This window comes from Streptomyces hirsutus, from assembly GCF_001418415.1.
GTDB classification, from domain to species: Bacteria; Actinomycetota; Actinomycetes; order Streptomycetales; family Streptomycetaceae; genus Streptomyces; species Streptomyces hirsutus.
Genome location: NZ_LIQT01000043.1, coordinates 1 through 18,113, shown reverse-complemented (window position 1 = coordinate 18,113; position 18,113 = coordinate 1). Strand labels below are relative to the sequence as shown.

Here is an 18,113-nt window from a genome sequence, read left to right as displayed (position 1 = left end):
TCCGGCAGGCCGGCCTACGACGGGGCCACCACGCGCCCCGCGGCCACGCCGGCCTTCACCCGGCCCCCGGGGGACGAGTCGCCGTCGTCGCCGGGCTGACCACGCCGCACTGGTAGGCGATGACCACCAGCTGGGCCCGGTCGCGGGCGGCCAGCTTGCTCATCGCCCGGTTGACGTGGGTCTTGGCCGTCAGCGGGCTGACGAACAGACGCTCGGCGATCTCGTCGTTCGACAGTCCCAGCGCGACAAGCCCCAGGACATCGCGTTCCCGCCGCGTCAGGCATTCCAGCCGCTCGTGCACGGCTGCCGCACCGCATCGAAGCTCGTCCGTGAGGGGGCCGAGAGCGTCGGACCACGGGCGGTAATCCGGGTGAGGACGGTCGTACCCGGGTACTACGGTGGCCGGTATGAGTACTACGCCGTCCGGGGAAGCTCTCGGCACCGTCTTCGGGGAGTACGTGGTGCGGTCCGTGCGGGCCGGTGAGTGGCCCGCGGTGAAGGCGTTGCGGCTGGCCGCGCTGCGGGATCCGGTCGCGGACATCGCGTTCCTGGACACCTACGAGGTGGCGGCGGTGCGTCCCGACACGTACTGGCGGGAGCGGACGGCGAACGCGGCCGAAGGGGCGGGCGGAGTGCGGCAGTTCGTCGCCGAGACGGCGGACGGTGCCCTGGTGGGCGCGGTGGCCGTGGTGGTCGAGGAGGGGCCGGTACGGCGGACTGGGCGGGGGTGCCCGTCGAGCGCCGGCAGGGGCATCTCGTCGGGGTGTACGTGGCGCTCGAGCACCGGGGGAGCGGGCTCAGCGGGGCGCTGTTCGAGGCCGCGCTGGAGTGGGCGTGGGGGAGAGCCTGGAGAGGGTGCGGCTCATCGTGCACGCGGAGAACACGCGGGCTCCTGGCTTCTACCGGAAGGCGGGGTTCACCGAGAGCGGGGTGACTGTGCCGTTGGAGGGGAAGCCGGACGAGCACGAGCCGGAGATGGTGGTCGAGCGCTGAACGCTCCCGCTCGGTCTGTCTTCGCTGTTCACACCGGGAGTTCGTCGTGGGGCCAGCGGGAGCGGGACTGTTCTCGGGAGCGGAGGAGGGCCAGGGTGAGCATGCCCCGCTCCGGGCCGGTGGTGAGGAGGTCCGGGAGCTGGGGGAGGGGGGCCACGGCCGCCACGTCGTCCAGGATCAGGGTGAATGGTGGGTCGAGCCGACCGAAGGATGACCGTTCGGCCATGCGTCGGCCGTGCTCGACCACGCTTGAGGTGAGGGCCGTCAGCAACGGCATCGCACCCGGACGGGTGCGCGGATCCTCGATGGATTCACCCACCACATACAGTGTGCCCCCTTCCTGGACAAAAGAATCCAGGGAAAGCGCGTCGGTTCGGTCGGGTGTGCAGGCTTCGCGGACGTTGACCGTGGACAGGGCCGACAGCGCACGCGTCGTCAGCTGCTGCGCGATGTCCCGGCGTTCGGGGTACGCGGTGAGGGTCGCCTCGAGTTCGCCCGCGGCGCCCGGGGCGGCCTTCGAATGGGTGCGCAGGATGCGTACGGCGTCCTGGACCTGGGTGCCCTGCGCCCAGCGGTGGAGGTGGCGGACGGTACGGCCGTCTATGGCGGCGGCGTGCAGATAGCTCCGCAGGAGGGTCTGGGCGGTGTCGCTGACGGCCTGGTCGAGCCGGGAGACGGGGCGGACTGGGGCCAGCAGGGCGGCGGCGCGTGCGACGGCCGTGTCCTTGTCCTCGCAGCCGCTGATGGGCGACCAGTGGAGACGGGCCGGGGTTTCGCAGCGGTGGGTCGGGTCGTAGAGGTGGGTGGGACCGAGCTTGGCCCGCCCGTCCTTCGTCTCCTCCCAGAGGGCGGGGTTCGAGGTGAGGACGAGGACGGGGCCCTCCGCGTCCCGTACGGCCGCGGCGGCGGTGGCACGACGGGTGTCCGGGGAGCCGTAGAACACCGGGTGGGCCGAGGACGCCGAGTTCGCCGAGGGCGCCAAGGGCGTCGAAGGTGCCGGGTGCGGCAGCTCCGCCGAGTTCGCCGAGTTCGCCGTGGGAGGGAGGGTTTCGGTGGGGGCGGCTTCCTGCGGCGGGGCGGTGACGGGCAGCGGTGCCGTTTTCCGCTCCCGTACGGGCTCAGGGCCGGGCTCGAGGGCCGTTCTCGGGGTCGGTACCTCGTGCCGGATCGGCTCCGGCTCCGGCTCCGGTGCCGCGGTTACGGTCGCGGCCGCCGCGCGTCCTGCCGCCCGCTCCGCCTTCTGCCGGGCTCGTACGGCCCGCCAGCGGGCCACCGTGCCCAGGACGAAGACGGTGAGGACGACGAGCAGCATCAGCTGGCCGATGAACAGGCCCCAGAACAGCCCGTACCCCGAGAGGGCGGAGGCCGGGGTGTCCGGCCAGGCGCCCGGGATGTCGTGCGGTTCGGCGACGAGGTGGCGCATGGCGACCGGGGTGTTGGTGAAGGTGACGCCGGACGGCCAGGAGCCGCGGGCGAAGAGGCCCGCGAGGCCGGTGGCCGTCCACACCAGCAGGGTGATGCCGAGCAGGAACGCGAGTATGCCGACCAGCAGCCCGTCGGGGATGCCCCCTTGGCCGTTCCGTCCCTGACCCTGCCCGCCGCCGTGCCCGTCCGGTCTCACGTGGACTCCCTTCCCCCTACGCCACCGTCGATTCGGAGTCGCCGACGTGCTGTTCCACGAAGGCCGCCGCCCGCTGTTCCGCCTCCAGCTCGGCGGCGCGCAGGGCGTCGCCGGCGGCCAGGTCGACGGAGGACTCGGTCATCGCGCGGTCGGTGAAGACCAGGGGGCGTTCGGTGTCGGTGATGAGGTGTTTGACCACCTGCACATTGCCGTTGACGTCCCAGACCGCGATGCCCGGGGTGAGCGAGGGGATGATCTCCACCGCCCACCGGGGCAGGCCCAGCACTCTGCCCGTCGCCCGCGCCTCGTCGGCCTTCTGGGCGTAGATGGTCCGGGTGGACGCCATCTTGAGGATGGCCGCCGCTTCCTTCGCCGCCGCCCCGTCCACGACGTCGGACAGGTGGTGGACGACCGCGACGAACGACAGGCCCAGCCGGCGGCCGAACTTGAGCAGCCGCTGGAACAGCTGTGCCACGAACGGGCTGTTGATGATGTGCCAGGCCTCCTCGACCAGGAAGATGCGCTTCTTCCGGTCGGGGCGGATCCAGGTGTGCTCCAGCCACACGCCGACGATCGCCATCAGGATCGGCATCGCGATGGAGTTGCGGTCGATGTGGGACAGGTCGAAGACGATCAGCGGCGCGTCCAGGTCGATGCCGACCGTCGTCGGGCCGTCGAACATGCCGCGCAGGTCACCGTCGACGAGCCGGTCCAGCACCAGGGCGACGTCCAGGCCCCAGGCCCGTACGTCGTCTATGGCGACGTTCATCGCCTCCGCCGACTCCGCCTCGGGGTGGCGCAGCCGCTCGACGATGTCGGTGAGGACCGGCTGGCGTTCGACGATCGTCTCGGTGACGAAGGCGTGCGCGACCTTCAGCGCGAAGCCGGCGCGCTCGTCCAGGCCGTGCCCCATCGCGACCTCGATGATGGTGCGCAGCAGGGCGAGCTGACCGGTCGTGGTGATCGACGGGTCGAGCGGGTTGAGCCGGATGCCGTGGTCCAGGGCGGCCGTCGGGTCCAGCCGGATGGGGGTGATGCCGAGTTCCTGCGCGATGAGGTTCCACTCGCCGGCGCCGTCCTCGCCCTGGGCGTCCAGGACGACGACCTGGCGGTCGCGGAAGCGCAGCTGGCGCAGGACGTACGTCTTCTCCAGCGCCGACTTGCCGTTGCCGGACTCGCCGAGGACCAGCCAGTGCGGTGCGGGCAGCTGCTGGCCGTAGAGCTGGAACGGATCGTAGATGTAGCCCTTGCCGGAGTAGACCTCGCGGCCGATGATCACGCCGGAGTCGCCGAGGCCGGGGGCGGCGGTCGGGAGGTAGACGGCCTGTGCCTGGCCCGTGGAGGTGCGCACCGGCAGCCGTGTCGTCTCGACCTTCCCGAACAGGAACGACGTGAAGGCGTCGGTGACGACGGACAGCGGATCCCGCATCAGAACTCAGCCCCTACCTTCGAATGCCGGTGGCGAACGGGAGTGTGTTCACGAAGGCGCGGTGGTGCTCGCGGTCGCACCACTCCAACTTCAGGTACGACTTTCCGGCCGAGGCCCTGATGGTCCGCTTGTCGCGGGCCAGGGCCTCGGGGTTGCGGGAGGAGACGGTGATGTAGCCGACCAGGTTGACGCCGGCCGCGCCGCTGGCGAGGTCCTCGCCGCGCTGGTCGAGCCGGCCGTGGGCGGCGATGTCGCGCGGGTCGACCGTGCGGTTCATCTTCGCGGCGCGGGACGCCTCGGCCTCGTCGTTGGTCTTCTCCGTCAGCATGCGCTCGATGGCGACCTCGGTGGGTTCCAGGTCCATCGTCACGGCGACCGTGCGGATCACGTCCGGGGTGTGGACGAGGAGCGGCGCCAGGAAGTTGACGCCCACCGGGGTCATCGGCCACTCCTTCACCCAGGCCGTGGCGTGGCACCAGGGGGCGCGGGTGGAGGACTCGCGGGTCTTGGCCTGGAGGTAGGTGGGCTCCATGGCGTCGAGCTCGGCCGGCCAGGCATTGCGCTTGGTCATCGCCTGGATGTGGTCGATCGGGTGGTCCGGGTCGTACATGGAGTGGATCAGCGAGGACAGGCGGCTCTGGCCGAGCGGCTGCCGTACGCGGATGTCGGCCTCCTGGAGCCGGGAGCAGATGTCGGTCAGCTCACGGGCCATGACGACGGCCAGCCCGGCGTCCCGGTCCACCTTGCGGCGGCCCTGGGTGCGCACCGCGCGCGCCATCGCGTTGGCCTCGGAGGCCAGCTCGCGCGTGTAGTGCATACAGGCGACGAGGTACGCGCGGTGCTGCTCGCTGCTGGTCGACACCATGGACTGCAGCTGGTCGTACGACTGCTGCAGCCAGTACGGCGCCTTCTCGTCCCCGCGCTGGGAGACGTCCTTGGCGTGCGCGTCGGGGTCGGCGGGCAGCGTGCGGGCGAGCATCTGGATGCGGGTGACGAAACCGTCGCCGTTGGCCACGTGCTTGAGCAGCGTGCCGAAGCGGTCGACGAGCGCCTCCTGGTCCTCCGAGTCGCGCAGGCCGACGCCGGGGCCCTCGATCTCGATGGCGGCGGTCACCGTCTTGCGGTCCGCGTGCAGCTGCACGGCGATCTCGTCGGGCCCGAAGGGGGCGGCGAGCCAGGTGATCCGGCCGATCCCCGGCGGCGGGCCGATCTCGACCTCCCGGCCGTCGAGCCGGGTGCCGGCCTCGACGACGCCCGAACGGTACGTCGTGCCCTGGCGCAGGGTCCGCTTGTAACTGCGGTTGATCTCGAACCACTTGTAGAAGGTGCGGCCCTTGTACGGGACGTACACGGCCGCCAGCGCGATCATCGGGAGGCCCGAGAGCAGCACGATCCGCAGGGTCAGGACGGGGACGAGGAGACCGGCCATCATGCCGAGGAACGCGCCCACGACGATCAGCGCGATCTCACCGGTCTCGCGATTGCGGCCGACGATCGCGTTCGGCCGGGCCCGGCCGATCAGATACGTACGGCGGGGCGTGACCGGATGGGACATGTGTGCTTCGGTCGTCAACGCCCTTCACCTCCCGTGCTGTTGTTGCTGCTGTTGCGGTTCCCGTGGGGCGTGCTCACCGGGCTGCCCTGCCGGGGGGCGGGTGCGGCGGAGGGGACGGCTCCGCCACCGCCGTTCGAGGTGCGCGCGCTGTGCGCGGCGACCCCGCCGGAGACGGGGTTGGACGGGCGGGCACCGCCGCCGGACGACTGGCCGCCGCCCGAGCCGTTGTTGTCGGCGCGCGTGCTGTGGGTCTTGATGCCCTGCGCGACCATGGTCGCCGGGGAACTCATCACGGCGGCGGCCTTGCCTTCGGCGCCCTGCATGAGACGGTTGTTGCGCGAGTTCGCGATCTCGTCGCCGAAGCCCGGCACGAAGCGGTAGATCATCGCACTGGCGAAAATGGCCAGCAGAATGATCGCCAGGCCGGACACCACGGCGGAGAACGCGTTCGGGCCGTCCTCGTTGGACAGCGCGCCCGCCAGACCCAGCACTATGACGATGACCGGCTTCACCAGGATCACCGCGATCATGATGCCCGCCCAGCGCCGGACGTGGCCCCACAGGTTCTTGTCGACCAGACCCGCGTACACGACCGTGCCCAGCAGCGCGCCCACGTAGAGCAGCGCCGCCCGGATGACCAGCTCCAGCCACAGCACACCGGCCGCGACGATCGACACCAGCGAGACGACGATCAGCATGATCGGGCCGCCGCCGATGTCCCCGCCCTTCTCCAGGGCGCCGGCGAACGTGCCGAAGAACGTGCTCGTCTGGTCGCCGGTCGCCTTCGCCAGCACGTCCGTCACGCCGTCCGTGGCCGACACGATGGTGTAGAGGATCAGCGGGGTGAACGCCGAGGCCAGCACGGTGAGCCACAGGAAGCCGATCGCCTCGGACAGGGCCGTGGTGAGGGGGACACCTCGTACGGCCCGCTTGGCGACCGCCAGCAGCCACAGGATCAGCGTCAGGATCGTCGACGCGGCGAAGACGACCGCGTACTGCTTCAGGAACGTCGGGTTCGTGAAGTCCACGGTCGCCGTCTCGTCGACGGCGGCACTGAGCTTCTTGATCGTCCAGCTGGCGGCATCGGCACAGCCCTGGGCGAGGGAGCCGAGGGGGTCGAGGGCGGAGACGGGGTCGTTGAGGGAGCCGACTCCGCCGGAGCCGCCGCCGGAGCCTCCGCCCTCGCCTCGTTCGCAGTAGTCCTTGGCAGGGCCGACGATGAGGTCACAGTTGTCGTCGTCCGACGGCGTCGGTGACGGAGTGGGGGCTGCGACGGCACGCGTGGCCAGCAGCAGGGCTGCGGCCTGTACGGCTGTTGTTGCGGCGGCGACCTTGAGTACGCGGTGTCGGCTACCGGGCATAGGTGAAGCCTCCGTACTCCTCGACGGCCTTGGCCATTTCTTCGGCGGTGGACGCCTTGTCGTCTCCGGGGACAGGAGCGGGGCCGTCCTTCTGCGCGAAGCTGTCGACCTTCCAGTCGTCGGCCGCCCAGCGCAGCTGAAGGGTCATGGTGAACCAGTCGCTGCTGACCGGGTTGGTCGTGCTCTCGCCGGTCGTGCCGAACACGCCTGAGCACCAGACCTCGACGGTGGCAGCGGCGTCCGAGTGGTTCGTGACCTTGGTTCCGATCGGCATCGTGCGCGAGACGTAGGTGCTTCCGGGGGCCGCTTCGCCGTTCTCGTCGAGGCCGATATTGGTCAGGAACTCCTTGGAGTACGCCTTGTTGAAGCGCTCCGTGAGCGAGGCCTGCTTGTCGGCGACGAACACCTGCTGGAGGATCTCTGTCCGCTTGGCGGGCCTGAGGATGTCGGCCGAAACCAGCGCCACCGCATAGTTCGCCGCCGCGCTCTCCGCCCCCTGGCGGTCGTGGGCGAAGCCGGAGGGGATGCCGGCGTTCGCCGAACGGACCGGCTTCTTCCCGGAGGGGGCCGTTGCCGCCGCCTGCGGGGAGTCGTCGGCCTCGTCCGTTGAGGAATCGTCTCCTCCACGGTTCGCGAAGGCGATCGCGGCGATCAGGAGCACCACCACGCCGACCACTGTGACCAGGCTGCGGGACGACGTACGGCCGCCTCTGCGCCCGCCGCCGTGCGGACCGCCGCCGCTGTCCGGCATGCGGGTGCGGGTCTGGCCCGTGCCGCCGTACCCACTGGTGTTCTCGTACTCGTCTCCGAGACTCATACCGCGTGCGCCCCCTCAGCGTCGTGCGGAAACACCTCGTACTCCGCGTACTCCTGGTACGACGGTAGCCGTGCTGGTCCCCGCGCGGGCGCGGTGTTATGAGTCGACATCAGGGAAACGCAACCTCAGGCGGTGGGCGCGACGGGCGGGTGGGGTGGAGGGGAGGCCGGGCATGCCCGGTCAGAGGCATGGGACGGCGTCCTACACGGCCATTCCGTACACGATGGTGAACACCGTGCCCAGTGAACCGATGATGAAGACGCCGGTGAGGCCGGCGATGATCAGGCCCTTGCCCTGCTCCGCGCTGAACGTGTCCCGCAGCGCCGTCGCACCGATGCGCTGCTTCGCCGCGCCCCAGATCGCGATGCCGAGGCAGATCAGGATGGCGAGCGCCATGACCACTTCGATCATGACCTTGGCCTCGTTGCCCAGGCTGCCGAAGGGACCCCAGTCGGGAGCGATCCCACCGATGATGGTGTTGATGTCTCCCTCGTCGGCCGCGAAGAACATGTAAGTCACCGCCCCTGTCGGGTCGTTCCGTGCCTCTGCGGGCATGCAGAGGTCAGGGCCCATTGTCGCCGACGATGACGCCGTCGCATGCCGACTCGGCGTCATTAGTTGGCGGGTTTCGTATGAACAATCGCTGTCACCCGCGCGCGCCGGTTCCCGGGAGGGGCGCGAGCAGGTGGGTGATGAGTCGTATCGTCACTCTGTGTATCACGGTCGGGCGAAAAAATGGTCGAACTCACCCGCGCGCACGCCCAGGACGAAGGTGTCCCACGTGCGGCGGTCCGTGGTGACCGTGGTGTCGGGGGCAGCGGTGGCGCGGATGCGGACCGTGCCGTCGCCGCCTACGGTCACCTCGATGCCGGTCCGCCGGCCTCCGCCATCTGCCGCTCCCCCTTGAGTGCCTGAACAAGGGTCAGGAAGTCGTCGGGGGTGGCGGTGAGTATCGCTCCGCTGGGATCGGCGGACTTCCGTTATGTGGATGGCCCGGGCGGTGGCGGCCACGTGGACACAGGACTCGCCTTCGCCGCAGTACGAGGACTTCTGCCGATGGGTTGTGTGCGTGACTGTCTCTCAGACGGACTGGACGATCCGGTGGATGAGAGCCCGGCTCCCGATCTCGATCAGGCTGAGGGCCGGCAGGCGATCGATGACCCTTGGTCAACGCGCACCTGCACACCACCGGCACCGGTCCTTACGCCCTGCGGGTGCGTGCCGCCGAGGCGGGGCGGCTGCGGGGCGGGGTGTGGGGCACGGACCCGTGGGTGCCGCGGGGCCTCACCGACGCGGTGGTGCTCGACGCGCCGCCGGACGACTCCGAGAACGGGCGGTGGCTGCCGCTGGTGCGGGCGTGTGCGTCTGCGTGGGGTGCGGGGGCCGTGGGCGGAGGGAAGTCGGTGTGGGCGGAGTGCGGCGGTTGACGCCGTATCTCGTCGTGCGTCCCGGCCCGCACGGCGCGTTCGTTGCTCCCTTCACATGATCACCCCGGAGACGGACGCCCGCCTCTACACTGACCCACGAACGTGAGCGGCGGACTCCTGGACGACGAGGGGCGGTTGACGGTGCGTAAGGCATGGATCGCGGCAGGGGTGGCCGGGGGTTCCGTGCTCGCCTTCGTCATGCTGCTCGCCGTCGGCGTCTACATCGTCGCGGGGAACATCGCGGGCGGAGTCGGCGGCGGGGCCGCCAAGGCACTGGCGAAGGGCGCCGTGCCGGCCGCGTACCAGCAGCTCGTGCAGACCTGGGGCAATCTCTGCCCGGCCATCAACCCGGCGCTGCTCGCCGCCCAGCTCTACCAGGAGAGCGGGTTCAACCCGAAGGCGCAGAGTCACGCGGCGGCGCAGGGCATCGCCCAGTTCATCCCGGGCACTTGGGCCACCCACGGGGTCGACGGGGACGGGGACGGGGACCGGGACGTGTGGGACCCGAACGACGCGATTCCGTCGGCGGCGACGTACGACTGCGCCCTCGCGGGCTACGTGAAGGACGTCCCGGGGAATCCGACCGAAAACATGCTGGCCTCCTACAACGCCGGGGCGTACGCGGTCATCAAGTACAACGGGGTGCCGCCGTACAAGGAGACGCAGAACTACGTCCAGCGCATTCTCTCCCTGGAGAAGAGCTTCGCCGCTCCGGTCGGCCGGGTCGACCCGTCCAAGCAGGCGGCCGGAGCCATCGCCTACGCCCAGAAGAAGCTCGGCACCCTCTATCTCTGGGGCGGTAACGGCACCGCTGACCAGGGAGGACGCTTCGACTGCTCGGGGTTGACGAAGGCCGCGTACGAGAGTGTGGGGATCACGCTGCCGCGGGTGGCGAACGACCAGTACAACGCGGGACCGCATCCCGCGCGGGACGAACTGCTCCCCGGCGATCTGGTCTTCTTCTCGGACGACCTCACCAATTCGAGGGCGATCCGGCATGTGGGCATTTATGTCGGCGGTGGGTACATGATCAATGCGCCGCGTCCGGGTGCCGTGATCCGATTCGACCCGATCGACACACCTGACTACTTTGGTGCCACCCGTGTCACCGAAGATGGCGCGAAAGCACTCCCCACGACGGTCTGATCGGCCGCTGAACCAGCCCCCTGAGCTGCGATGACGAATCTCTCTTCGATAACGTCTGCGTGATCATTCAGTGGAGCTGGAACGTATACGCGGGAGCCGTGCGTTCCTGTTGTCGTAGCCCGAACAGTCAGCGGATCTACACACCACGGGGGTGGCGGAATGGCGTATCGCACTGTGCGCCGAGAGAGATGACGAAGGGGCCTCAGCACCAATGGCTGGACTCGCCGATTCCGGGTCGAACCCCGACGTCGACCTGCTGTACGACATCAACGGCCTGGCGAAGGCCGCGCCTCCGTGGTTCGACCATGTCATGGAGTTCGTGGGCGAGTTCGGCCTGCTGTTCGCCCTGATCGCGATGGTGATGTGGTGCTGGTGGGGCGTCAGGAAGCGGGGCGGCGAGGACGCGGCCCCGACCGTGGCGGCCCTGGTGTGGGCCCCGCTCGCGGCGGGCGTCGCCGTCCTGGTCAACGTGCCGATCCGCGAGTTCGTGGAACGGCGCAGACCCTTCCTCGACCACGAGGGGCTCGAGGTCCTGGTCGACGGCAAGACCGACTACTCGTTCGTCAGCGACCACGCGACGCTCTGTATGGCGCTGGCGGTGGGGTTGTTCCTGGCCAACCGGCGGCTCGGGATGATCGGCCTGGCGTTCGGCGTGCTGGGAGGCTTCATCCGGGTCTACATGGGCGTGCACTACCCGACGGACGTCGTGGGCGGGCTCGCGCTCGGCACGGCGGTGGCGTTGCTGCTCTCGCCGCCCGCCATGGCGCTGTTGACCCCGTTGATGCGGTCGGTCGAGCAGTCGCGCCGGGGGGCGTGGCTGATCAAAGGGCGACCGGACGACGCACGGGTGACGCGCGGAGAGGCGCGGTCGTCGGAGACGGGGAGGCGGGACCTGGCGGCGTAGGCCGCGCGGCGCGCCTCCTCCCGTACCGAACGTAGGGCACGGGGCGCGGATCGGTCGGTGGGGTGACCCCCGGGTATGCACCCGGGGGTCACCCCATCGCGTGTTTCCGGCCCTCGGTGCGGGCGAGGCTCCTGGCTCTTCGCGCGGGGCCGCGCCAGCCGCAACTGCAGCGGGCGAAGCAGAAAGGTCCCAGTTCGGCGGTGGTGATCCGGTGCTCCGGGGGGTGCTCCTTGGCGTCCTGCTGTTCCACCTCACCACGGTACCGCCCGGACGGGGTTGCGCGGCACGGCCCGTGACGAGGTCCGTGACGGGGTTCCCTACCGGTCGTTAGCCCTGAAAAAGGGATAGCCCGTGTCGGACGTAGCGGGGGTAGGCGGACCATGGCTGGACGGCAACCGCGGCGTACGCGGATCGGTGATGCGGTCGTTGTTCTCGGGGTGGCCGGCGGGCTGGCCCTCGTGGGTGTCTCGGGGTGCGGCCGCAGCGGGGCCGCGACCGGCGGCGGGGGCGGCGGCACGACCGCCGGGGAGGTGGCGGCGGTCGTGCGGGAGGCCGCGGACGCGCTGGTGGACGCGGGCAGTTCCAAGGCGCGTACGTCCATGGAGATGGCCACCGGCGGCACCCGCGTGACCATCCGCGGGGAGGGCGTCTACGACTACCGGAAGCGGATCGGCCGGCTGAAGGTGCTGCTGCCGCAGGACCCGTCCGGGGCGCCGGTGAGCCGGCCCATCACCGAGCTGCTCGCGCCGGGCGCCTTGTTCATGAAGAACCGGGGCGCCGGAGTGCCCGCCGACAAGTGGGTGCGGGTGGACACGGGGACCCTGCCCGACGGGAATCTTGTCACCGGCGGGGTCACCGACCCGTTCACCGCCGCCGAGCTGCTGCGCGGGGCGCGGACGGCGACGTACGTGGGGAGGACGGAGCTCGCGGGCGCCCCGGTGCGCCATTACCGGGGCACCGCGGATCTGCACGAGGCCGCGCAGGCCGCCTCGGAGGCGAACAGGAGGACGCTCGGCGCGGCGGCGAGCGGATTCGCCACCCCCGAGGTCCCCTTCGACGTCTACCTCGACGACCAGGGACGCATCCGCAAGGTCCGGCACCGCTTCAGCTTCATGAACGAGGAGCGGTCCGCCCCGGTCGCGGTCGCCTCCACCACCCTGCTCTACGACTTCGGCGCTCCGGTCGACGTACGCCTCCCGAAGGCCGACGACATCTACGCGGGCCGGATTGCGAAGGAGCGAGCCGGGGGAGTGGGCCAGAGCGCGAGCCGAGAGTGACCGGCGTGAACTAGCCCTTACGTGCCATGCGCGGGGCGCACAGGGATGCCTACCCTAGGGAGCCTATGACCGCATGACCGCATGGATGAGGTGACGGGCGTGGCTCCGCTCAGGGGTGGGATGGTTCAGGACCATGTGGCCCTCGCCGAGATCGAGCTGTGCGGAGAGCTGATCATCGCCGCTTCCGCAGCCCAGGGGCCGCTCAGCCTGGAGAGCATCGACAAGGTGTTGCGGGTGGCCGAGGTGTGTGCGGAGCCGGTGGTCGGGGTGCGTGTGCGTCGTCCGTACCGGTCCGGTTCCTAGCGGTCCGGTACGTAGCGGTCGGGTCCGGGGCCGGCGGGTCAGGTGCGGAGCATGCGGGCGATGGCCTGGGTGGCTTCCTTCACCTTGGCGTCGACCTCGTCGCCGCCCTTGAGGGCCGCGTCCGCCACGCAGTGGCGCAGGTGCTCCTCCAGCAGTTGCAGCGCGAAGGACTGCAGGGCCTTGGTGGAGGCGGACACCTGCGTGAGTATGTCGATGCAGTAGACGTCCTCGTCGACCATCCGCTGGAGGCCCCGGATCTGGCCCTCGATGCGGCGCAGGCGCTTGAGGTGTTCCTGTTTCTCGTGGTGGTAGCCGTGGATGCCCCGGTCGTGATCGGTCACGATGCCGGGAGCGGAGTCGGGAGCGGAAGCGGCCGACGCACCGGAGGACCTGCCCGTCGAATCGGTCACATCCGGGGTATCGGTGATGCTTTTCGTTCCGGTTGTGGCCGTTGTCCGCGTCACGTCCGCCCCGTCCGGAGAAGGGGGCACGTCCGCGCCGGTCTCGGTGGTCGTCATCGCGTCCTCCTAATGCAATGGCGGGCGACATATACCCCTGGTGGGTATATGGTACCGAACTTTGCTGGGTATAGGGACTGTGGCCGGTGCCGTCGGTACCGGCCGTGGCACAGCCTGGGCCGCCCCCGTGTCCGCCGTGCTGCTTGATGGGTGACACTGGTGGGCGGCCCGTAGTCGTGGCTGGACGGTGCGCCTAGCATCAGCCACACCGAACCCGATGCACCCCGAGGACCCCACGTGCGCTTTCGTCTGACCCCCAGGGAGACGAGCTTCTACGACATGTTCGCCGCCTCCGCGGACAACATCGTCACGGGCTCGAAACTCCTCATGGAACTGCTCGGGGCGGACACCCCTGACCGGGGCGAGATCGCCGAGCGTATGCGGGCCGCGGAACACGCGGGTGACGACGCCACCCATGCGATCTTCCACCAGCTGAACTCCTCGTTCATCACGCCCTTCGACCGCGAGGACATCTACTCCCTCGCGTCGTCCCTCGACGACATCATGGACTTCATGGAGGAGGCCGTCGACCTGGTCGTCCTCTACAAGGTCGAGGAACTTCCCAAGGGCGTCGACCAGCAGATCGAGGTCCTGGTGCGAGCCGCCGAGCTCACCGCCGAGGCCATGCCGAACCTGCGCACCATGGACAGCCTCACCGAGTACTGGATCGAGATCAACCGCCTGGAGAACCAGGCCGACCAGATCCACCGCAAGCTCCTGGCGCACCTCTTCAGCGGCAAGTACGACGCCATCGAGGTGCTCAAACTGAAGCAGATCGTGGATGTACTCGAGGAGGCGGCCGACGCCTTCGAGCATGTGGCGAACACGGTGGAGACCATCGCCGTCAAGGAGTCCTGAACCCCTTCATGGACACCTTCGCTCTGATCGTGACCATCGGGGTCGCGCTCTTCTTCACGTACACGAACGGCTTCCACGACTCGGCGAACGCCATCGCCACCTCGGTGTCCACCCGTGCGCTCACCCCGCGCGTGGCGCTCGCGATGGCAGCCGTCATGAACCTGGCCGGCGCGTTCCTGGGGTCCGGGGTCGCCAAGACCGTCAGTGAGGGGCTGATCCAGACCCCCGAGGGCTCGACGGGCATGGGGATCCTGTTCGCCGCGCTGGTCGGCGCGATCACCTGGAACCTCATCACCTGGTACTACGGCCTTCCGTCCTCCTCCTCGCACGCCCTGTTCGGCGGCATGGTCGGAGCGGCGCTGGCCGGCGGGACGACCGTGTACTGGGACGGGGTGCTCGAGAAGATCGTCATCCCGATGTTCGTCTCGCCGATCGTGGGCCTGCTCGCGGGCTACCTGGTCATGACGGCGATCATGTGGATCTTCCGGAACTCCAATCCGCACAAGGCCAAGCGGGGCTTCCGCATCGCGCAGACCGTGTCGGCGGCCGGCATGGCGCTCGGCCACGGTCTCCAGGACGCACAGAAGACGATGGGCATCGTGGTGATGGCCCTCGTCATCGCCGACGTCGAGGAGTACAGCGACCCGATCCCGGTGTGGGTGAAGCTCTCCTGCGCCCTGATGCTGTCGGCGGGTACCTACGCCGGCGGCTGGCGCATCATGCGGACGCTCGGGCGGAAGATCATCGAGCTGGACCCGCCGCAGGGCTTCGCGGCGGAGGCCACCGGCGCGACCATCATGTTCGGGTCGGCGTACCTGTTCCACGCCCCGATCTCGACGACGCACGTGATCACCTCGGCGATCATGGGTGTCGGCGCGACGAAGCGGGTGAACGCGGTGCGCTGGGGCGTCGCCAAGAACATCATCCTGGGCTGGTTCATCACCATGCCCGCGGCGGCCCTGGTGGCGGCGGCCTCGTACGGGCTCGTGTATCTGGCGTTCCTGTAGCCGGTCCGACACCTGGCGCCTGACAGCTGATGGCACCTGAGAGCTGATAGCACCTGGCACTTGGCAGTGTCCGGCACCGTACGGACGAACGAATGGGCCCGCCCCCCGGGTAGTGGGGGCGGGCCCATCTGTGTCCTCGCGGTGGCACCGCCATGCAGCACCGCGAGGGGTCTGATCAGCCGAAGCGGCCGGAGATGTAGTCCTCGGTGGCCTGGACCGACGGGTTGGAGAAGATGCGCTCCGTGTCGTCGATCTCGATCAGCTTGCCGGGCTGGCCGACGGCCGCCAGGTTGAAGAAGGCCGTACGGTCCGAGACACGCGCGGCCTGCTGCATGTTGTGCGTCACGATGACGATCGTGAACTGCTCCTTGAGCTCGCCGATCAGGTCCTCGATGGCGAGGGTGGAGATCGGGTCCAGGGCGGAGCAGGGCTCGTCCATCAGGAGCACCTTCGGCTCGACCGCGATCGCGCGGGCGATGCACAGACGCTGCTGCTGACCACCGGAGAGGCCCGAGCCGGGCTTGTTCAGGCGGTCCTTGACCTCGTTCCAGAGGTTGGCGCCCTTGAGGGACTTCTCGACGATGCCGTCCAGTTCGGACTTCTTGTACTTGCCCGCCAGGCGCAGACCGGCCGCCACGTTGTCGTAGATCGACATGGTGGGGAACGGGTTGGGGCGCTGGAAGACCATGCCGACCTCGCGCCGCACGGCGACCGGGTCGATGCCGGCGCCGTAGAGGTTCTCGTCGTCGAGCATGACCTTGCCCTCGACCCTGCCGCCGGGGGTGACCTCGTGCATGCGGTTGAGCGTGCGCAGGAAGGTCGACTTGCCGCAGCCGGACGGGCCGATGAAGGCCGTCACGGAGCGGGGCTCGACGGTCATCGAGATGTCCTCGATGGCGAGGAAGTTGCTGTAGTAGGCGTTGAGGCCGCTTACATCGATGCGCTTGGCCATGGGGATCACTGCTTCTTTCGGGTCGCTGATGGCCGCGTCAGCGACCGGTCTTCGGGGCCTTCCAGCGGGCGATGCCGCGAGCCGCGAGGTTGAGGATCATGATGAACGCGATGAGCGTCAGAGCCGCTGCCCAAGCACGGTCGTAGGCCGCCTCGGAGCCGTTGGAGTACTGCAGGTAGATGTACATCGGCAGTGACGCCTGAGGGCCGTCGAAGGGGTTGGCGTTGATGGTGGACGTACCCCAGACCAGCAGCAGCACGGGAGCGGTCTCACCGGTGATGCGGGCGATGGCCAGCATGACGCCGTTGACGATGCCGCCGATGGACGTCGGCAGGACGACCTTCAGGATGGTGCGCCACTTGGGGATGCCGAGCGCGAGGGAGGCCTCACGCAGCTCGTTCGGGACGAGCTTGAGCATCTCCTCCGTGGAGCGGACGACGATCGGGATCATCAGGATGCACAGGGCGAGCGAGCCGGCGAAGCCGGAGTAGCCCATGTCCAGCATGATGATCCACAGGCTGAGGATGAACAGACCGGCGACGATGGACGGGATACCCGTCATGACGTCGACGAAGAAGGTGACGGCCTGGGCGAGCTTGCCACGCCCGTACTCGACCAGGTAGATCGCGGTCAGAATACCGAGCGGGACCGAGATCAGGGCGGCGATGCCGACCTGCTCCAGGGTGCCGAGGACGGCGTGGTAGATACCGCCGCCCGGCTCCTGGTCGGCGACAACGCCCATGGAATGGGTGAGGAAGAAGCCGTCGAGGACCTTCACACCCTGCTTGACCGTCTCCCAGATGAGGGAGGCCAGTGGGATGACGGCCATCAGGAAGGCGACCCAGACCAGGCTGGTCGCGGTGCGGTCCTTCGCCTGGCGCTTGCCCTCGACCGCCGCGGCGACGGCGTAGGAGCCGACGATGAAGAGGAGGGAGGCGATCAGCGCCCACTGGATGCTGCTGTCCAGGCCGGCCACGGTGCTGATGCCGAGGCCCAGGGCGACGGAGGCCGCCGCGACGGCCCAGGGGAACCACTTGGGGAGCCGGGCGCCGTGCAGGGAGTTCGCGGACTTGGGGGTGACGGTTGCGTGGCTCATGCGTTGGCCCCCGAGTACTCCTTGCGACGGGCGATGATCAGGCGGGCGCCGCCGTTGACCAGCAGGGTGATCACGAAGAGCACCAGACCGGACGCGATCAGCGCGTCCCGGCCCAGCGGGTTGGCCTCGTTGAACTTGCTGGCGATGTTCTGCGCGAACGTGCCGCCGCCCGTGTCGAGCAGACTGGCGTTGATGTCGAAGGACGACGAGAGCACCATGGCCACGGCCATCGTCTCGCCGAGCGCGCGGCCGAGGCCCAGCATCGAGGCGGAGATCACGCCGGAGCGGCCGAAGGGGATCACCGACATGCGGATGACTTCCCAGCGGGTGGCGCCCAGGGCGAGCGCGGCCTCCTGGTGCATCTGCGGCGCCTGCCGGAAGACCTCACGGCTGACGCTGGTGATGATCGGAAGAATCATCAGGGCGAGCAGGATGCCGACCGTGAACAGCGAGCGCGCGACGCCGCCGTTCCACTCGAAGAGGCCCGTCCAGCCGAGGTAGTCGTCCAGCCAGCCGTAGAGGCCGCTCAGATGCGGTACCAGGACGAGGGCGCCCCACAGGCCGTAGACGATGGACGGCACGGCGGCGAGCAGGTCGATCACGTACCCGATGGGGCCGCTGAGCCTACGCGGGGCGTAGTGCGTGATGAACAGGGCGATGCCCACCGAGACCGGGACCGCGATGGCCATGGCGATGATCGACGACACGACGGTGCCGTAGGCCAGGACCGCGATGCCGAACTCCGGCGGGTTGCCGGTGGGGTTCCATTCGAACGAGGTGAAGAAGTTGGCCTCGTTCTCGCTGAGCGCGATCACCGTGCGGTAGGTGAGGAAGGCCGCGATCGCGGCC

General features: G+C 69.3%; 19 protein-coding genes and 2 pseudogenes. 8 read left to right on the top strand and 13 right to left on the bottom strand.

The window, feature by feature from the left end:
• Positions 1 to 55: 55 nt before the first annotated feature.
• Positions 56 to 310 (bottom strand): annotated as a pseudogene (locus tag AOK11_RS03555) (response regulator transcription factor); the annotation flags it as partial.
• Between the two features lie 97 nt (positions 311 to 407).
• Between AOK11_RS03555 and AOK11_RS03550 the strand changes: the two are divergent.
• Positions 408 to 993: pseudogene (locus tag AOK11_RS03550) on the top strand (GNAT family N-acetyltransferase).
• Between the two features lie 28 nt (positions 994 to 1,021).
• Here the strand turns inward: AOK11_RS03550 and AOK11_RS03545 are convergent.
• The 7 genes from AOK11_RS03545 to AOK11_RS44480 form a co-directional block, all read right to left on the bottom strand.
• A complete protein-coding gene (locus AOK11_RS03545; protein WP_055592151.1) occupies positions 1,022 to 2,614 on the bottom strand; it encodes a hypothetical protein in 1,593 nt (530 codons plus the stop codon).
• A gap of 16 nt (positions 2,615 to 2,630) precedes the next feature.
• Entirely contained in the window at positions 2,631 to 4,043 is a 1,413-nt protein-coding gene (locus tag AOK11_RS03540; protein ID WP_055592150.1) for an ATP-binding protein, read from the bottom strand.
• A gap of 13 nt (positions 4,044 to 4,056) precedes the next feature.
• Positions 4,057 to 5,598, bottom strand: coding sequence for an SCO6880 family protein (locus tag AOK11_RS03535; RefSeq protein WP_107098492.1), 1,542 nt, complete (start codon positions 5,596 to 5,598; stop codon positions 4,057 to 4,059).
• A gap of 14 nt (positions 5,599 to 5,612) precedes the next feature.
• Positions 5,613 to 6,959 carry a hypothetical protein gene (locus AOK11_RS03530; RefSeq protein ID WP_055592148.1) on the bottom strand — a complete coding sequence of 449 codons (1,347 nt, stop codon included), beginning with the start codon at positions 6,957 to 6,959 and terminating at the stop codon, positions 5,613 to 5,615.
• Positions 6,949 to 7,776, bottom strand: a complete 828-nt coding sequence (locus tag AOK11_RS03525) for a DUF8175 domain-containg protein (RefSeq protein WP_055592147.1) — start codon at positions 7,774 to 7,776, stop codon at positions 6,949 to 6,951. Before AOK11_RS03525 ends, AOK11_RS03530 begins: the two co-directional genes overlap by 11 nt.
• A 201-nt stretch (positions 7,777 to 7,977) precedes the next feature.
• Positions 7,978 to 8,286: a hypothetical protein gene (locus AOK11_RS03520; protein WP_042174769.1), complete on the bottom strand. Its 309-nt coding sequence runs from the start codon at positions 8,284 to 8,286 to the stop codon at positions 7,978 to 7,980.
• Between the two features lie 207 nt (positions 8,287 to 8,493).
• On the bottom strand, positions 8,494 to 8,637 hold the full coding sequence (locus AOK11_RS44480; RefSeq protein WP_240497210.1) for a hypothetical protein: 144 nt from the start codon (positions 8,635 to 8,637) through the stop codon (positions 8,494 to 8,496).
• A 302-nt stretch (positions 8,638 to 8,939) separates the two neighbouring features.
• Here AOK11_RS44480 and AOK11_RS03515 point away from each other — a divergent pair, with 302 nt between their 5' ends.
• The 3 genes from AOK11_RS03515 (at position 8,940) to AOK11_RS03505 (ending at position 11,253) form a co-directional block, all read left to right on the top strand.
• Positions 8,940 to 9,203 (top strand): hypothetical protein, encoded by a 264-nt coding sequence (locus tag AOK11_RS03515; RefSeq protein WP_055592146.1) that lies wholly within the window; start codon positions 8,940 to 8,942, stop codon positions 9,201 to 9,203.
• A 135-nt stretch (positions 9,204 to 9,338) separates the two neighbouring features.
• Complete coding sequence (locus AOK11_RS03510) at positions 9,339 to 10,349, top strand: C40 family peptidase (protein ID WP_206188770.1); 1,011 nt, start codon at positions 9,339 to 9,341, stop codon at positions 10,347 to 10,349.
• Between the two features lie 211 nt (positions 10,350 to 10,560).
• Positions 10,561 to 11,253 carry a phosphatase PAP2 family protein gene (locus AOK11_RS03505; RefSeq protein ID WP_055592145.1) on the top strand — a complete coding sequence of 231 codons (693 nt, stop codon included), beginning with the start codon at positions 10,561 to 10,563 and terminating at the stop codon, positions 11,251 to 11,253.
• An 88-nt stretch (positions 11,254 to 11,341) separates the two neighbouring features.
• Here the strand turns inward: AOK11_RS03505 and AOK11_RS43305 are convergent, their stop codons facing one another.
• Positions 11,342 to 11,503 (bottom strand): hypothetical protein, encoded by a 162-nt coding sequence (locus AOK11_RS43305; protein WP_167353757.1) that lies wholly within the window; start codon positions 11,501 to 11,503, stop codon positions 11,342 to 11,344.
• Positions 11,504 to 11,633: 130 nt separating this feature from the next.
• Between AOK11_RS43305 and AOK11_RS03500 the strand changes: the two genes are divergently transcribed.
• Both AOK11_RS03500 and AOK11_RS03495 read left to right on the top strand, forming a co-directional pair.
• Positions 11,634 to 12,530, top strand: a complete 897-nt coding sequence (locus AOK11_RS03500) for an SCO4651 family lipoprotein (RefSeq protein ID WP_055592144.1) — start codon at positions 11,634 to 11,636, stop codon at positions 12,528 to 12,530.
• A gap of 90 nt (positions 12,531 to 12,620) precedes the next feature.
• Positions 12,621 to 12,833 carry a hypothetical protein gene (locus AOK11_RS03495; protein ID WP_206188769.1) on the top strand — a complete coding sequence of 71 codons (213 nt, stop codon included), beginning with the start codon at positions 12,621 to 12,623 and terminating at the stop codon, positions 12,831 to 12,833.
• Between the two features lie 38 nt (positions 12,834 to 12,871).
• Here AOK11_RS03495 and AOK11_RS46110 read toward each other — a convergent pair whose 3' ends face one another.
• Complete coding sequence (locus AOK11_RS46110; RefSeq protein WP_079034610.1) at positions 12,872 to 13,351, bottom strand: metal-sensitive transcriptional regulator; 480 nt, start codon at positions 13,349 to 13,351, stop codon at positions 12,872 to 12,874.
• 237 nt (positions 13,352 to 13,588) lie between these two features.
• On the opposite strand from AOK11_RS46110, the gene AOK11_RS03485 reads away from it, so the two are divergent.
• Positions 13,589 to 14,209: a DUF47 domain-containing protein gene (locus AOK11_RS03485; RefSeq protein WP_055592143.1), complete on the top strand. Its 621-nt coding sequence runs from the start codon at positions 13,589 to 13,591 to the stop codon at positions 14,207 to 14,209.
• An 8-nt stretch (positions 14,210 to 14,217) separates the two neighbouring features.
• Positions 14,218 to 15,216 (top strand): inorganic phosphate transporter, encoded by a 999-nt coding sequence (locus AOK11_RS03480; RefSeq protein WP_055592142.1) that lies wholly within the window; start codon positions 14,218 to 14,220, stop codon positions 15,214 to 15,216.
• Positions 15,217 to 15,391: 175 nt separating this feature from the next.
• On the opposite strand, the gene pstB is transcribed toward AOK11_RS03480, so the two are convergent.
• The 3 genes from pstB to pstC all read right to left on the bottom strand — a co-directional run.
• Positions 15,392 to 16,168: a phosphate ABC transporter ATP-binding protein PstB gene (gene pstB / locus AOK11_RS03475; protein WP_055592141.1), complete on the bottom strand. Its 777-nt coding sequence runs from the start codon at positions 16,166 to 16,168 to the stop codon at positions 15,392 to 15,394.
• 37 nt (positions 16,169 to 16,205) lie between these two features.
• Positions 16,206 to 17,264 carry a phosphate ABC transporter permease PstA gene (gene pstA / locus AOK11_RS03470; RefSeq protein WP_055592140.1) on the bottom strand — a complete coding sequence of 353 codons (1,059 nt, stop codon included), beginning with the start codon at positions 17,262 to 17,264 and terminating at the stop codon, positions 16,206 to 16,208.
• Positions 17,261 to 18,113: phosphate ABC transporter permease subunit PstC (gene pstC, locus AOK11_RS03465; protein WP_055592139.1), on the bottom strand; the 853-nt coding region annotated here is incomplete at its 5' end. The genes pstA and pstC, both read right to left, overlap by 4 nt.